A 12,948-nucleotide genomic window follows, 5' to 3' on the forward strand; every position below is an offset into this window, starting at 1 on the left:
CACCCTGCGCACCAACCGTGACCTGCCCACCTTCTATCCGTGGTGGACGACCCCGTCCTTCGATGGTCCTCCTGTGGCCAAGGAGGACGCCGAACCGGAGCCGTGACGGACCCGCATGGCGCACACCACACCGCCGATGTTGCGGTGGTCCGCAGGGGTCCTCCCGGAGGAAATACTGTCGAAGGCGTGCAGGCTCATGACCGTTTGTATCCCCCGTGTCGTCGTCACTGTCCCTGTGGTTCTCGGTGACGGTGTTGCCGGGCGCTGACGCCCATGCCGATGCCCATGCCCATGCCGACGCCGCCGGCCATGCCGATGCCGACGGTCATCCGGCTGAGACCGGCGGGCGGCAGCGGATCGCCGCCTATGGCCTCTGCCGGGACGGCGACGGACGCGTTCTGCTGGTGCGGGCCGCGCCGAGCACGCACCTGGCCGGCCAGTGGTTCCTGCCCGGCGGCGGGCTCGGCTTCGGTGAGGACCCCGAGGACGGCCTGGCCCGTGAGTTCGTCGAGGAGACCGGCCTGACGGTGCGGGCCGCCGCGCTGCGCGCCGTCCTGTCCGACGTCTCGGTGCTGCCCAGCCGGGTACGGGTGCACACGATCCGGATGATCTATCGTGTCTCGCTGTTCGACGGCGAACCCCGCCCGGAGGTCGCGGGCTCCACCGATGACGTCCGCTGGGTGTCGTCGGACCTGCTGGCGACCCTGCCCGTGGCGGACTACGCCCGGCGCGCGTTGTCCGCCTTCGCCTGAGGCTGTCACTGCGGGTACAGGTGCGGTCGTAGGTGCCCGTGGGTGGCGTCCAGCGCACGGCGTAGGCCGATCTCGGCGCGCCGGTCCAGCACGGAGATGACCATCGTGGTGCCCACGCCCACGCCCACGCCCACGCCCACGCCCACGCCACCGACGAGCAGCGCCACCCCGCCCCACCGGTAATCCTCACCTCAGAGCCGAATGATGTGGATCTCATGCTGCTCCACCAGCACCAGAATCACATCCTTGAGAGGCGGCCGAGCCAGGGACGGGGGACGGGCCGGGGACCGGGATCGACTGAGGTTTCGCCGCGGCCACGACTACGGCCGCTACGACTACGACTACGGCCGCTACGACTACGGCCGCTACGACTACGGCCGCTACGACTACGGCCGCTACGACTACGGCCGCCACAACTACGGATGCGGCCGCCACGACTACGGATGCGGACGCCGGACCGGTTCGGTCGGCTCGCGCAGGCGGGCGGGTAGGTAGGCGGCGCCGGGACCTTTGCGTGCCGCGACGTCGGCCGGGTTGGACATCGCGCACAGTTGCAGGGAGAGGCATCCGCAACCGATGCAGGAGTCAAGCCCGTCGCGTAGGGCTGTCAGCGCGGTGATCTGGTCGTCGAGACGGGTGCGCCAACCGCGGGACAGCTTTGTCCAGTCCGCCTTGGTGGGCGTTCGGCCACCGGGTAGCTCCGCCAGCGCCGCGGCTACCTCGTCGAGGCTGAGGCCGACGTTGCGTGCGGCGCGGATGAAGGCGAGCCGGCGCAGAATGTGACGTTCGTACCGGCGCTGTCCACCGGACGTGCGTGCGGCGCTGAGGAGCCCCTCACGTTCGTAGTAGCGCAGTGCCGACGCTGCGAAGCCGCTGCGCCGAGCGACCTCGCCGACCGTGAGCAGGTCCGTGGACAGCATCGGTGCCTCCCTGGATCCGGGTGCCGATCCGATCGGATCTCTTGACTTAAAGCTAACTTCAACTACCAGTATGGCGTTCAGTTGCTGCCACGGCAAAAGGAGACCTCATGCCGGTCGCACTCGTCACCGGAGCATCCCGCGGGCTTGGCCGGGCAACCGCCCGGGCACTCGCCGCCCGGGGCTGGTCGCTCGTCATCGACGCGCGGGGCGCCGACGCCCTGCAGACAGTGGCCGGGGAGCTGACGGCCGCCGTCACTCGTCCCAACGTCACTCGTCCCAACGTCACTCGTCCCAACGTCACAGTCACGACCATCCCCGGCGACGTCGCGGATCCGCGACACCGGACGGCTCTCGCCGCCGCCGTGCACCAGCACGGCCGCCTCGATCTGCTTGTCAACAATGCGAGCGTGCTGGGGCCGAGTCCGCAGCCCGAGCTTGCCGATTACCCCTTCGACGAACTGGCGCGTGTCTACGACGTCAACGTGTTCGCGCCGCTGGCGCTGGCGCAGCTCATGCTCCCGTTGCTGGCCGAAAGCGCCGGCAGCATCGTGAACGTCAGCTCGGACGCGGCCGTCGAGGCGTACCCGGGTTGGGGCGGGTACGGTTCGGCGAAGGCCGCGCTGGATCAGCTGACCGCGGTGCTCGCCGTCGAGCGGCCGTTGTTGCGCGCCTATTCCTTCGATCCCGGCGACATGCGCACACAGCTGCATCAGCAGGCATTCCCGGGGGAGGACATCAGCGACCGGCCCGCGCCGGAGACCGTGGTACCTGCTCTGCTACGGCTGGTCGATGAGCGTCCGGCCAGCGGCCGTTACCGCGTGAGTGACAGCACCGCTGTGAGTGACGCCACCGCTGTGAGTGACGCCACCGCTGTAGGTGACACTGCCGCGGTTGACACCGCCGTCGGGCCGGTGTCGTGATGACGGAGCGTCCCGTTGCCCGGACCCGGTTCGTGCTGCCGGCGCAGGCAAGCGCGACCATGCCGCCGGAAGCACGAGGTCTGCGGCGCGACGGCGTCCGACTGCTGGTTGCGGATGAGCTGGGAGTACGTCATGCCCGCTTCGCCGATCTGACCGACTTTCTCGAACCTGGCGATCTCGTTGTCGTCAATACCTCCGCAACGTTGGCCGCAGCCGTTGACGGTCGGCGCGACGGGCGCAGGGGAGTGGGGCGGGACGGGAGGACAGCGGACCCAGCTGTCGTCGTCCACTTCTCCACTGCTCTGGACGATGGCTCCTGGGTGGTGGAACTCCGCCCGTCGGGACCGGCGACGGGGCCGGTCTGGGACGCGGTCGCCGACGAGAAGGTCAGCCTGCCCGCGGGCGCGTCCCTGACACTTGTGGCTCCCTGCTCCGAGGCTGCCCGCGTGGATGGCGGCGTCGCGGGTAACCGGCTGTGGCGGGCACAGGTTGACGTCGAAGGAGGCGTAAGCGCTTTCCTGGCCACGCACGGCCGGCCCATCACGTATAGCTACGTGACCGGTCGGTGGCCGTTGGAGTCCTACCAGACGGTGTTCGCCCACGACCCGGGCAGCGCGGAGATGCCCAGTGCGGGGCGACCCTTCACAACCGAACTGGTCACGTCCCTGATCGCTGCCGGAATATCGATGGCTCCGGTGACCCTGCACACCGGCGTGTCCTCACCGCAGGAGGGTGAACCGCCGTCGGCCGAACCGTTTCGTGTTCCGCCGTCGACCGCGCGGCTGGTCAACCTGACCAGGACGGCGGGCCGGCGGGTCGTCGCGGTGGGCACGACGGTCACCCGTGCGCTGGAGACGGTCGCCCGGCCCGACGGCACGGTGCGGGCCGGGCAGGGGTGGACGGATCTGGTACTCGGGCCGGAGCGTCCGGCCCGGGTTGTCAGCGGCCTCGTCACCGGCTGGCATGCTCCGGGCGCCTCGCACCTGCTCCTGCTGGAGGCGGTTGCCGGCGCGGATCTCGTGGGGCGGGCCTACCAGGAGGCGGTCGGTGAGCGCTACCTTTGGCACGAGTTCGGGGACAGCGCCCTGCTATTGCCACGGCGGCACCGACCGCTGTCTTCCGCAGAAGACAGCGGAGAAAATATGGCGCCCGTGACAGATCAGTGGGTGTGATCCTGCGCTGATCGCAAGGCCGGCCGGGAGTGCCACCGACGCCGGACAATCGACCGATGTATTGCCCGAAGGTGGTCTGGAAAAGCGGGCACGAAATTCCGTTATATGGTATTTACGATTCCTTCGAAGGGCTGCTCCGGGAATCCGGGGCGGATAGTACCGAAAGCTCGCTCCTCGGTGTTCCGGCGACGTTGGCCGGCCCGCCCGACATCGCCCGCATCGTGGGTGTCGATGGTATACCGGTAGGATCGATCATTCTGTCGCCTCCGCGAAGAGGGGCATGATCATATCGCCTTCGGTCAGCTAGGAGAGCATTGTGATGAAGCGATCGACCCTGATGGTCGACGGAACTGGGCGAATGTTTGGAACTGTCTTTCTGGCGACATCTGTGATCGGCGCTGTCCTGGGCGGGACGATCAGTTATGTGACCGCGGACGGCACGCAGGCCGCTCCGCCCAGCACCGGTATCGCCGCTGTGGTGGTGGGCGCGTCGCCGTATGGCAACGCCGCGGTCCCGCCGGCCACCGCAGGTGATGTGGCGGCCTCGGTCATCGGCGCTCCGCCGGGCATCGCGCTCGCCCCGGCCGCAGCACTGACGCCGCGTGCCGATGAGCCGGTCGCATCCGGCACCCAGCCTGCCACCAGCACCGACGCGGCTGCGGGCGGGTCGGCCACCAGCGGCACGGACCATGCGGGAGCGCCGGCGACGGCACCAACACCGGCGCCGGTCGCGTCGACCCAGAAGCCGGAATCTGATCCGGCCACGGCGACCCCGGCTCCCAGCGCAACGGCGCCGGCGTCGCCGCCGCCGCCGCCGCCTGCCACGACATCCCCGTCGCCGGCATCAAAGCCGCCGCCTGCGGACGGCGGTCGGTGACGAGCTGACGCTCGTCATCCCGATTCATCGGCATTGCCGCGACGGCGATGTCCGGATTGAAATTATTGGCATGATTGCCGTGACCACCGTTTTTCACGGCGACGATGCGGTGTGTCACCATCACGTCGCGGTATGCTCCGCAGTGTCGAAGAAAAACGTGCCTGGCGGCTCGGACAGGAGATCTGAATCGGGCTCACAGGCTTTTCGGCCGGGCCAGGGGGTATATGAAGCCAGGTGTGTCCACGGTGTTCCGCAGGGCCGTCGGCGGCCTGGCTGGACTGTGGATGTGCCGCTTTTGCCCGTGCTGCCACGCGACCGGAGACGGCTTTGTTCCAGGAACGGCATAAAATGGTGCCCGGACGTTCTGGCTCGTTTATCATAAATATACCGCGATCTGTTTTCATCGGGCTGGGCAGCGGCGTCCTGTTGCTGGTTGCCTTTGCCTTTGCCGGGTCGCTGGACCCGCTTGCGCTTGCCGCGGTGTTCAGCTACCTGGCCATCTACGGCTTTTCGCTCGTTCTGCTGCGCCGGCCGGCGGCCCGGCGGCTGGACCCACCCCAGGTCGGAACCGACCGATTGCGTGGCGACGACTAGGGCCTGTCCGGTGGATAGTGGTCGATGTGCACGATGATCAAGAAGGCGGTCGGCAAGGCGGAGGACAGCGGTGTCCCCGTGCAGCGCGAAGCGGTGGATGGAGTGCGATCGATGGTGGTGTTCTACCGGTGTCGACCACCGGTCCGTGACCTGGGCCGGGGTCAGGTTGCCCGGACGCTGACCCGCGGGGTCGACACGGTGCCGTTGGTCATCCAGGTGAGGTCATTTTCGGTCACGCGCAGCCGCTCTGCGATCTCCTGGCTTGTCCGGCCGGACTCAACTGCTTCGCGAAGCGCCTGGCTACGTACAGTGCGCAATGATGTACGTCGGTCGCAGTTGGTCCAGATCAGATCGTTTGCTACGACGGCCCGTTCGACCGGGTCGGTGATGGCAAGCACCTCGTCATGGGATAGCACGCGACGATAGTGGTCGCTCTACGCCGTCCTGGCAATCCCCGCGTGAACGGTAGCTACCAGTTGTCCAGGTCGTCTGTCTGGTGATTCTACCGGATTGGTAGCACGCTGTTATTTAACTGCTACTCAGATGACGCCACCGTGTTCCGCAGTGGGGTGCGTCCGCCGCCGGTCGTGACGGTCCCGCACGCGTAGGTAGATCTCCAGGGAAAGATTGAGCATGAGGTGCCCCTCGTGGGCCGGCCGGCGGAACGTACCCGGTTGGACGCCGAAGAGGCGGGCGGCTCGTTCGCGGCGCTGGTCGAGGGTGAGGGCGAGGGTGCCCGGCCACAGACACAGCATGATCCCGGTAGCTTCGCTGTGCGGCTTGTCCAGGGCTGCGACGGCTGCGGTGAGCAGGCGATGCGTGTGGATCGCGCGGTCGTGGAGTGTCTGGCGGGGCATGCCCACCTCGGCGGGCCAGACCAGGTCGATGAACTCCGGCGTGTACGTGATGAGCTCGGCGGGCCGGCCTCCGCGGCGGAGTATCCGCACGAGCTGGTGGTGAATCTGTTGCACAGTGGCGGTGTCCATCGGATGGTTCGGTCGTTCCCTTCCATGTGACCTGCGCGGACCGTCCTCGGTACCAGCTCCCGCCGGCTTCCTGCCAGTTTCCTGCCAGTTTCCTGCCAGCTACCAGTCTTCTACGTGTTCCCGTACCCGGTTTTGTGCCGGCGTTGCGCTCGGAATCTGCCCGGTACAGGTGCTGAATTCTGCCATGGCCGCAATGTTGACTGTTGGGTGATGGGCAGAACGTGCGCTGGCGGTGGGACAGGCATGACGCCGTCGGGCCGCTCATCGATTGTCGCAGTTGCCTCAGGCGGGCAAGCGATCGGGAGGGTTGCCGATGAGCACAGAGCCGTATCCGAAGCCGCATCCGAAGCCGGCGGCGCATCCGGCGGCGCATCCGCCGCCGGGGCCGACGGCGGACCAGCCGTTATACGCCGCTGTCCGCTTCGCCGGTAACGACCGGTCCAGTGTCGCCGAGGTGGCGATTCTGTTCGAGAGCGCGGCCGCGGCCGACGATTATGCCCACAGGAGCCGGTGGGATGACTACCTCGTGGGCGCGGTCCGCTTCCATCTCCCATCGCGAACCTGTCGGGTACGATGGGTGGCATGATTCGGTCGGTCCCAGCCGGCAGCCCGGGCGTGGTGGGTCGGAAGGAAGATCCAGCGGACAGGCTCTAAGTGGTGGTGCGGCAGGCAGCGATGAACTGGGTTAGCTCGTTCACACGATCCGAGCGGGCATCGACTGCGTGGTTTATCACCCGGATCAGGTGTTCGTAGGCGTCGGTATGATCGTAACGCGCGGTGTCTGCGATCCGCAGCGCCCAGCGCCAGTAGCCCTTGATCGTGTCTGCCAAGGGCATCCGGAATTGCGCTATCACGTCCCGGATCGGTTCCACTGCGGCATCGCCGTAGGTGCGCAGGTAACGTTCCACCATGTCAGCCATGAACGTGAAGTGCCGGGCCTCGTCCCGGCCGAGCCGGTTCAGGATTTCCCGTAGGACCTCGTCGGTGACAACGGCGCGTAGCCCCTGGTAGTAGAGCTGGGTCGCTTTCTCCTGTACGAGGGTGTAAGCGAAGTACGAGGCCGGATGCTCGTAGGGCAGAGTGAACGGCCGTCGTCCTTCCGCGGCAAGATCCAGGCGCAGCTGTTCGGGCTCGGCGAGTCCGGACGCTACCTGGTAGCGGAAAAGAGCGCGGGCGTGGCTGTCTTCTTCCTGCGCCCAGCGGACCGTGAAGTGGTAGAGCTCCCGGTTGCGCACGAAGTCCTCGGGGCTGACCTGGTCGTCCAGTGGAAAGCGCTGGTTGTAGAGGGCGAAGTAGCCGGGCAGGTGGTCCTCGATCATAGTGATGAAGCGGACCGCGGACCGCTGCCCGTCGGTCAGCATCCCGCAGTCCGCAGCGTCCCAGCTGAAGTCGGTCTCGACATCGAAACGGCGCGCGGTCGGTGCGGCGGCCATGAACGACGTCACCGCCTGCTCGATGTCGGCCGCGGGTAGCAGCGGGCTTGCCTCCCGCCGGGACGCAGGCGGGGTGCCGGTCGGGTCCATGACGGCCATCGTTTCTCCTGACGGGGTCATCGGGCTTTCCGACACGTCAGGGCGTAGTGCTTGGTGGTGTATCCCCATCCCGCGTTGGCGATTTCCAGGTAGCGTTCGAGTTGGGCCGCCAGACCGGGCTTGATCTGTTCGATGTCGGCGGTGGCGGCGCGGACGTTGGTCAGCCAGTCGTCGATCGTCTGCCGGTAGTCCCCGGTCAGGTCGTCGAGGCTGGTCAGGGAGAAGCCGGCGTCCTCGGCACCGCGGACCAGCTCGGACACCGGCCGCAGGTCTCCCCAGCCGAAGATGGCGTCGCCGACGAACCGGGTGCCGGCGCGCTGGTGGAACGTGGTGTGGGCGGCCGTGTTACGAAAGCAGCTCTCCGACACGTACAGGGTGCCGCCGCGCCGGAGCAGCGCCCGTGCCCGACTGAACGCAGCGGTCAGATCAGGCATGTGCACGATCGATCCGAGCATCGTCACCGCATCGAAGCCGCCGGCGGGAAAGTCGGTCTCCTCGAAGTGCCCCTGCACGGTGGTGACTCGCTCGGCCACCCCGAGCTCGTGGGAACGGTTACGGATGTAGGCGTGCTGGCGTCCCGCCGGGCTGATTCCGACTGTCTGGCACCGGTATTCACCGGCCATGAACAACAGCAGCGAACCCCAGCCGCAACCGACGTCGAGCAGCTGCTCGCCGCCGCGCAGACCGAGGCGTTGCGCGACGAAGTGCAGCTTGTTGACCTGGGCCTGCGCGAGTGTGTCCGACGGTGATCGGTACAGGCCGGAGCTGTACTTACGGGAGGAGTCCAGGAACAGGCCGAAGATCTCCGGATCGAGGTCGTAGTGCTGGTTGGTGTCGGCGAGGGCGGCAGCCGCGTTGGTCGCCGTGGTCGCCGTCACGCTGGATCCAGCGCGAGGGCACCCGCGACCACCAGCGCGACGTCGTTGATGGACGAGAGACCGAAGACGTCCTCGTCATCCAGCTCGACGTCGTAGTGCCGCTCGATCCTGGCGATCATCCGGAGGACCTTGACCGAGTCCGCGCCCTGCATCGACCGCAGGTCGGCGGACGGGGCCACGCCGGCGGCGGCAAGGCCCAGTTCCTCGGTCACGATCCCGGTGACCGTGGCGACGATCTGCTCATGGCTGACGGACATCAGTGCTCCTTCGGGGGATGGGGGTGGCTGGTTCATGCCGGCGAGCGTCATGCCAGCGAGCGTCATGCCAGCGAGTCAGCCAGGGCCCGCCGGATGCGGGCGCCGCTGCCGAGGTCCAGACCGGTCAGGGTGCCGAAGGCCCGGCGGATCTTCACCTGGAGGCGGTCGAGCTCGCCGTCGCCGGCAACCTGCTGCAGGAAGAACTCGAACCCGGTGTCGATCGTCTCGTGGCCGAGAAGTTCGGGTAGCTCGCTCTTGAAGACGCTCACCGGATGCTTGATCCGCGTGTCAGAGGTGTAGACGTACAGCGTCTCAAGAACCGACGGCAGTTCGTCCGGGTGCGCCGCCAGCCGCTGACGGGTGAAGTGGATGAACTCACGGGCGTGTGCGGCCTCGTCACGGCTGGCAGTACGCATGATTGTTCTCAGTACCGGTTCGGTGACCCAGTCCGACAGTGCCCGGTAGACGTGGTTCACCGTCAGTTCCGAGACGATGTTAGTCGCCAGGGTGGCGGCCGGTGTGGTACCGGGAGCGTACGGTTCACGCATCGCGTCGACCGGGGCGGTGTCGACGGGGACGTCGAGGGCCGCAAGCCAGGCCCGGAAGGCGTAATGGTGCTGGAGCTCCTGGTATCCCCAGATCGCCACGAAGGCCGAGAAGTCGTAGTCGTCGACGAATTCGTTGAGGAAGCCGTGCTGGGCCGCGATCGAGTTCGCCTCGCCCATCACCGCGCTGCGGGCCATCGCGACGTGGTCGGGATGCACCAGGTCACGATCGATCTGGTCGAGTGGGAGGTCGGTGAGCCGCCACTGGTGCCGCTCATACTGCCGGAAGACGTCATAGCTGTGCATCGGGTTCCCTCGGTCTTGATCATGCCGACTTGATCACATGGGTTTGGTCACGGGGCTTGGTCGCGGGGCTGGAGCACGTCGGCTTGGTCATGCCGGATCGGCGCGGCCGGCCCCGCGGCGTCAGGCCGTGGCGTGGCGCACCTGCTCGCGGACGGCCAGGCGTTGGAACTTCCCGCTCGACGTACGCGGGAGCGAACTGGGCGCCACCAGGCGCACTGCCAGGTCGGACAGGCCGAGCGTGGCGATGACCTGCGCGCGCAGGTCGGCTGCGAGCAGGTCCCGGGCGGTCGGGTCCTCCAGACTCGTCTCCGCGAGCAGCGTCATCAGTTCCGCGCCGTCGCCGTCGCCGTCGCCGTCGCCGTTTCGTTCCGCGACCGCCACGCAGCGGCGCTTGAACACTCCGGGGATGTCGCGGACGATTCCCTCCACGTCTTCGGGGTAGAAGTTCGCTCCGTGCACAATGATCATTTCCTTGCGGCGTCCGGTGACGAAGAGTTCCTCACCTCGGCGGAACCCCAGGTCACCGGTGCGCAGCCAGCCGTCGGATGTGAACGGGTCGGTCTCGCTGCCCGCCGGGCGCGCGATCTGACGATCGTCGCGCGCTCTTTGGCCCTCTAGATAACCAGACGTCACCGAGTCCCCACGGATCTCGATCTCGCCGACCCGGTGGTCATCGGCGGACACACCGGTGCCCGCGGCGTCGCCGATCCGCACCTGCACGCCCCGTACGGGTTGGCCCACGCCGACGATGCCCCGGGCCTGGGAGTGCCCACGTGCCACCTCGTGGGCCGACGCCGCATTGGCCAGCCGGTCGCGGTCAACCCAGACCGACACCGGCGCCCGGCCGAGCGCGGGGAACGTGACTGCCAGGGTCGCCTCGGCCATACCGTAGACCGGGAACATTGTTTCGGGCGCGAAGCCGGCCGGTGCGAAGCGCTCAAGGAAACGCTCGATCGAGGAGACCGCGATCGGTTCGGCACCGTTGAAGGCGATCCGCCAGCGCCGCATGTTCAGTCGGGCCGCGTCATCCGCGGACACGGCCGCGGTCAGTTGGTCGTAGCCGAAGCTCGGGGCGCTGGAGATCGTGGCTTCGCAGGCGAGGAACTCGTCCAGCCACCGCGCCGGATCCTTCACGAACGAGGTCGGCGACCACACCGTCATGGGTATCCCGCGCATGATCGCGCACAGGGTGGCAAAGAGTCCCATGTCGTGGAAGAGCGGCAACCAGATACCGCCGCTGTCGCCCGGGCCGAGCTCGATGCCCTCGCTGATCGCCTCGATACCCGCGAGCGCGTTGGCGTGGGTGAGCTGCACCCCCTTGGGCGCCGCCGTGCTCCCGGAGGTGAACTGCACGATCGCCAGGTCCGTCGGCGCCACCGTGGGTAGCATTCCCGGCGAGGTCGCGCCGCAGCGCAGCTCCTCGGCGCAGACGAACGTGGTCTCGCCCATGGCCTCGCTGAAACGACCGGCCAGGGCCCGGAACCGGGACGAGACCACCACGCGACGCATCCCTGCGACCGATGAGATCCGTGCCAGCCGGTTCGCGTGCCCGCGCAGGTCCCGGGCGGCGTTGGGTAGCGGCAACGGGCACGCGGCTGCACCGGTCCGGGTGATGGCGAACAGGGCCTGCAGGAACTCGGGCGCGTTCTGACTGAAGATACCGACCCGACTGCCGGGCCCGACACCGTCTTCGGTCAATGCGCGGGCCATCGACCGCGACGACTCCGCGAGGTCGTGCAGCGAAATCGTCGCCGGCTCGGACGGGAAGGCGATGGGCGTGTCAGGGCGGTACGCGGCCATCTGGTCAAGTGCTTCGTGCAACGTGCCGGCGAGCATGCGGTCTCTCCCTGCCTCATGAAGGTCGACCTGGCGAACACCGTCATCATCCGAAATTTTTTGTCGATGGTACGAGTATTGTCAATACTTGTCTTCCGGTTGTATTGATCTATTCGAAATGGCAATCGACCGTAGGTGGACGCGCATGCCGTCGGCGATTATTCCAATGACTTTTGTGGTCGCTTTGCGGTCCGTTCACCGAGCGGACGGCGGGTTCTGTTCGAATTCGCAAAAGCGTACCGCCCGCTCCCCCCGGTCTGACCACCACATCAGCTCCGGGTGGTGCTGCCGAGCCCGCCCGATCCCAACCGGGATCGGCGACCACCGGTCAGGGCTGCGACCGGCCCGACGACGTAGCCGGGATTTCTACTCGGTTCAGCTCGCGGCGATTGGTCCTCGCAATCGTGCGTGTGGCAGCTGCTGGTTGCCAAATCCATGATTGACCAGCACCATCGCTGGAACGAGTGAATTTTACGTTCAGAAAGTGCGGCGTTAATTTCGGCATTTCAAAAGATCGGACGTCTCTCCAATGCATCTCACGGTCCTCGGCTGTCGCTCTGGAATGCCAGCCGGCGGTCAGAGCAGTTCAGGCTACATGGTGAGCACGGAAGGTGCCAGAATACTGCTGGACTGCGGTCCGGGAGTTGCCCTGGCGCTCAGTGCGATCGGCCATCCGAAGATGCTGGACGCGGTTGTGATCAGTCATTTTCATTCGGATCACTGCTATGATCTGTTGCCCATTGGAAAGGCTCTCCTGAGCGGGCGCGCCCGGTATGGACACCACCTGGAGAACCTACCGGATGCCGATGATGACATCGAGCGTCCACCGATTCCACTGTACGTGCCGACCGGCGGTCGGGCGACTCTGGACAAGCTTGCGAAACTGTTTCCGGTAGCGACCATTCCCATGTTGGACAAGGCTTTCGACATCGCCTTCGACGTACGGGAGTACACCGCCGGTGAGGTGTTCAAGGCAGGTGACTGCGAAATCAGCATGCACGGCCTGCGGCACGCCGTTCCCAACTGTGGAGTCCGGGTGGACGGCCCGGCGGGAACGCTCGCCTACACCGGGGACACGGGCCGGACCGATGCGTTGATTCCGCTGGCCAGGGACGTCGACCTGCTGCTCGCCGAAGCCACTCTGGAGGTCACCGACGACGGACCGCACGGTCACCTCAGCGCCACCGATGCCGGTGAGGCCGCAGCCACCGCCGACGTCGCCCAGCTCGTGCTCACCCACTTCATCTCTGGCGACCCGGGCTGGCTGCAGGCCAGACAGGCCGATGCCAGCCGCGTCTTCGGCGGGCCGGTGCACCTTGCCGCACCGGCCGCGCGGTTCGACGTCCAGGCCTCCTGACCGGTTCCCGAACTTA

General features: G+C 67.1%; 17 protein-coding genes. 7 read left to right on the forward strand and 10 right to left on the reverse strand.

Annotation, left to right across the window (positions count from 1 at the left end; all coding sequences use genetic code 11):
* Positions 1–245 precede the first annotated feature (245 nt).
* The gene (locus U9977_RS19795; RefSeq protein ID WP_322750778.1) at positions 246–752 is read left to right on the forward strand and encodes an NUDIX hydrolase; all 507 of its coding nucleotides are present in this window, start codon (positions 246–248) and stop codon (positions 750–752) included.
* Positions 753–757: 5 nt separating this feature from the next.
* On the opposite strand, the gene U9977_RS19800 is transcribed toward U9977_RS19795, so the two are convergent.
* Positions 758–919: a hypothetical protein gene (locus U9977_RS19800; protein ID WP_322750779.1), complete on the reverse strand. Its 162-nt coding sequence runs from the start codon at positions 917–919 to the stop codon at positions 758–760.
* Positions 920–998: 79 nt separating this feature from the next.
* Between U9977_RS19800 and U9977_RS19805 the strand changes: the two genes are divergently transcribed.
* Positions 999–1,247 (forward strand): hypothetical protein, encoded by a 249-nt coding sequence (locus U9977_RS19805; protein WP_322750780.1) that lies wholly within the window; start codon positions 999–1,001, stop codon positions 1,245–1,247.
* Here U9977_RS19805 and soxR read toward each other — a convergent pair.
* Positions 1,190–1,672: a redox-sensitive transcriptional activator SoxR gene (soxR, locus tag U9977_RS19810; RefSeq protein ID WP_322750781.1), complete on the reverse strand. Its 483-nt coding sequence runs from the start codon at positions 1,670–1,672 to the stop codon at positions 1,190–1,192. The genes U9977_RS19805 and soxR overlap by 58 nt on opposite strands.
* 107 nt (positions 1,673–1,779) lie before the next feature.
* Between soxR and U9977_RS19815 the strand changes: the two genes are divergently transcribed.
* Positions 1,780–2,592, forward strand: coding sequence for an SDR family NAD(P)-dependent oxidoreductase (locus U9977_RS19815; protein WP_322750782.1), 813 nt, complete (start codon positions 1,780–1,782; stop codon positions 2,590–2,592).
* A complete protein-coding gene (locus tag U9977_RS19820) occupies positions 2,592–3,764 on the forward strand; it encodes an S-adenosylmethionine:tRNA ribosyltransferase-isomerase (protein ID WP_322750783.1) in 1,173 nt (390 codons plus the stop codon). The genes U9977_RS19815 and U9977_RS19820 overlap by 1 nt, the downstream gene beginning before the upstream one ends.
* A 420-nt stretch (positions 3,765–4,184) precedes the next feature.
* Here the strand turns inward: U9977_RS19820 and U9977_RS19825 are convergent, their stop codons facing one another.
* Positions 4,185–4,589 carry a hypothetical protein gene (locus tag U9977_RS19825; protein ID WP_322750784.1) on the reverse strand — a complete coding sequence of 135 codons (405 nt, stop codon included), beginning with the start codon at positions 4,587–4,589 and terminating at the stop codon, positions 4,185–4,187.
* 403 nt (positions 4,590–4,992) lie between these two features.
* On the opposite strand from U9977_RS19825, the gene U9977_RS19830 reads away from it, so the two are divergent.
* Positions 4,993–5,235 (forward strand): hypothetical protein, encoded by a 243-nt coding sequence (locus tag U9977_RS19830; RefSeq protein ID WP_322750785.1) that lies wholly within the window; start codon positions 4,993–4,995, stop codon positions 5,233–5,235.
* Between the two features lie 161 nt (positions 5,236–5,396).
* Here the strand turns inward: U9977_RS19830 and U9977_RS19835 are convergent, their stop codons facing one another.
* Together U9977_RS19835 and U9977_RS19840 are read right to left on the reverse strand one after the other, a co-directional pair.
* Positions 5,397–5,651 carry a hypothetical protein gene (locus U9977_RS19835; RefSeq protein WP_322750786.1) on the reverse strand — a complete coding sequence of 85 codons (255 nt, stop codon included), beginning with the start codon at positions 5,649–5,651 and terminating at the stop codon, positions 5,397–5,399.
* Positions 5,652–5,774: 123 nt separating this feature from the next.
* Positions 5,775–6,221, reverse strand: a complete 447-nt coding sequence (locus U9977_RS19840; protein ID WP_322750787.1) for a hypothetical protein — start codon at positions 6,219–6,221, stop codon at positions 5,775–5,777.
* Between the two features lie 313 nt (positions 6,222–6,534).
* On the opposite strand from U9977_RS19840, the gene U9977_RS19845 reads away from it, so the two are divergent.
* Positions 6,535–6,807: a hypothetical protein gene (locus U9977_RS19845; protein WP_322750788.1), complete on the forward strand. Its 273-nt coding sequence runs from the start codon at positions 6,535–6,537 to the stop codon at positions 6,805–6,807.
* Positions 6,808–6,871: 64 nt separating this feature from the next.
* Here the strand turns inward: U9977_RS19845 and U9977_RS19850 are convergent, their stop codons facing one another.
* From U9977_RS19850 to U9977_RS19870, 5 genes are all read right to left on the reverse strand, one after another.
* Positions 6,872–7,753, reverse strand: coding sequence for an acyl-ACP desaturase (locus U9977_RS19850; RefSeq protein WP_322750789.1), 882 nt, complete (start codon positions 7,751–7,753; stop codon positions 6,872–6,874).
* Between the two features lie 17 nt (positions 7,754–7,770).
* Positions 7,771–8,631 carry an SAM-dependent methyltransferase gene (locus U9977_RS19855; protein ID WP_322750790.1) on the reverse strand — a complete coding sequence of 287 codons (861 nt, stop codon included), beginning with the start codon at positions 8,629–8,631 and terminating at the stop codon, positions 7,771–7,773.
* The gene (locus U9977_RS19860; RefSeq protein ID WP_322750791.1) at positions 8,628–8,888 is read right to left on the reverse strand and encodes an acyl carrier protein; all 261 of its coding nucleotides are present in this window, start codon (positions 8,886–8,888) and stop codon (positions 8,628–8,630) included. The genes U9977_RS19855 and U9977_RS19860 overlap by 4 nt, the downstream gene beginning before the upstream one ends.
* A 62-nt stretch (positions 8,889–8,950) precedes the next feature.
* Positions 8,951–9,739 carry a ferritin-like domain-containing protein gene (locus tag U9977_RS19865; protein ID WP_322750792.1) on the reverse strand — a complete coding sequence of 263 codons (789 nt, stop codon included), beginning with the start codon at positions 9,737–9,739 and terminating at the stop codon, positions 8,951–8,953.
* A 120-nt stretch (positions 9,740–9,859) separates the two neighbouring features.
* Positions 9,860–11,575, reverse strand: a complete 1,716-nt coding sequence (locus U9977_RS19870) for an AMP-binding protein (protein ID WP_322750793.1) — start codon at positions 11,573–11,575, stop codon at positions 9,860–9,862.
* 529 nt (positions 11,576–12,104) lie between these two features.
* Here U9977_RS19870 and U9977_RS19875 point away from each other — a divergent pair.
* On the forward strand, positions 12,105–12,932 hold the full coding sequence (locus U9977_RS19875) for an MBL fold metallo-hydrolase (protein ID WP_322750794.1): 828 nt from the start codon (positions 12,105–12,107) through the stop codon (positions 12,930–12,932).
* Positions 12,933–12,948: the final 16 nt, after the last annotated feature.

The organism is Protofrankia sp. Cas8 (genome assembly GCF_963555845.1).
Lineage (GTDB): Bacteria > Actinomycetota > Actinomycetes > Frankiales > Frankiaceae > Protofrankia.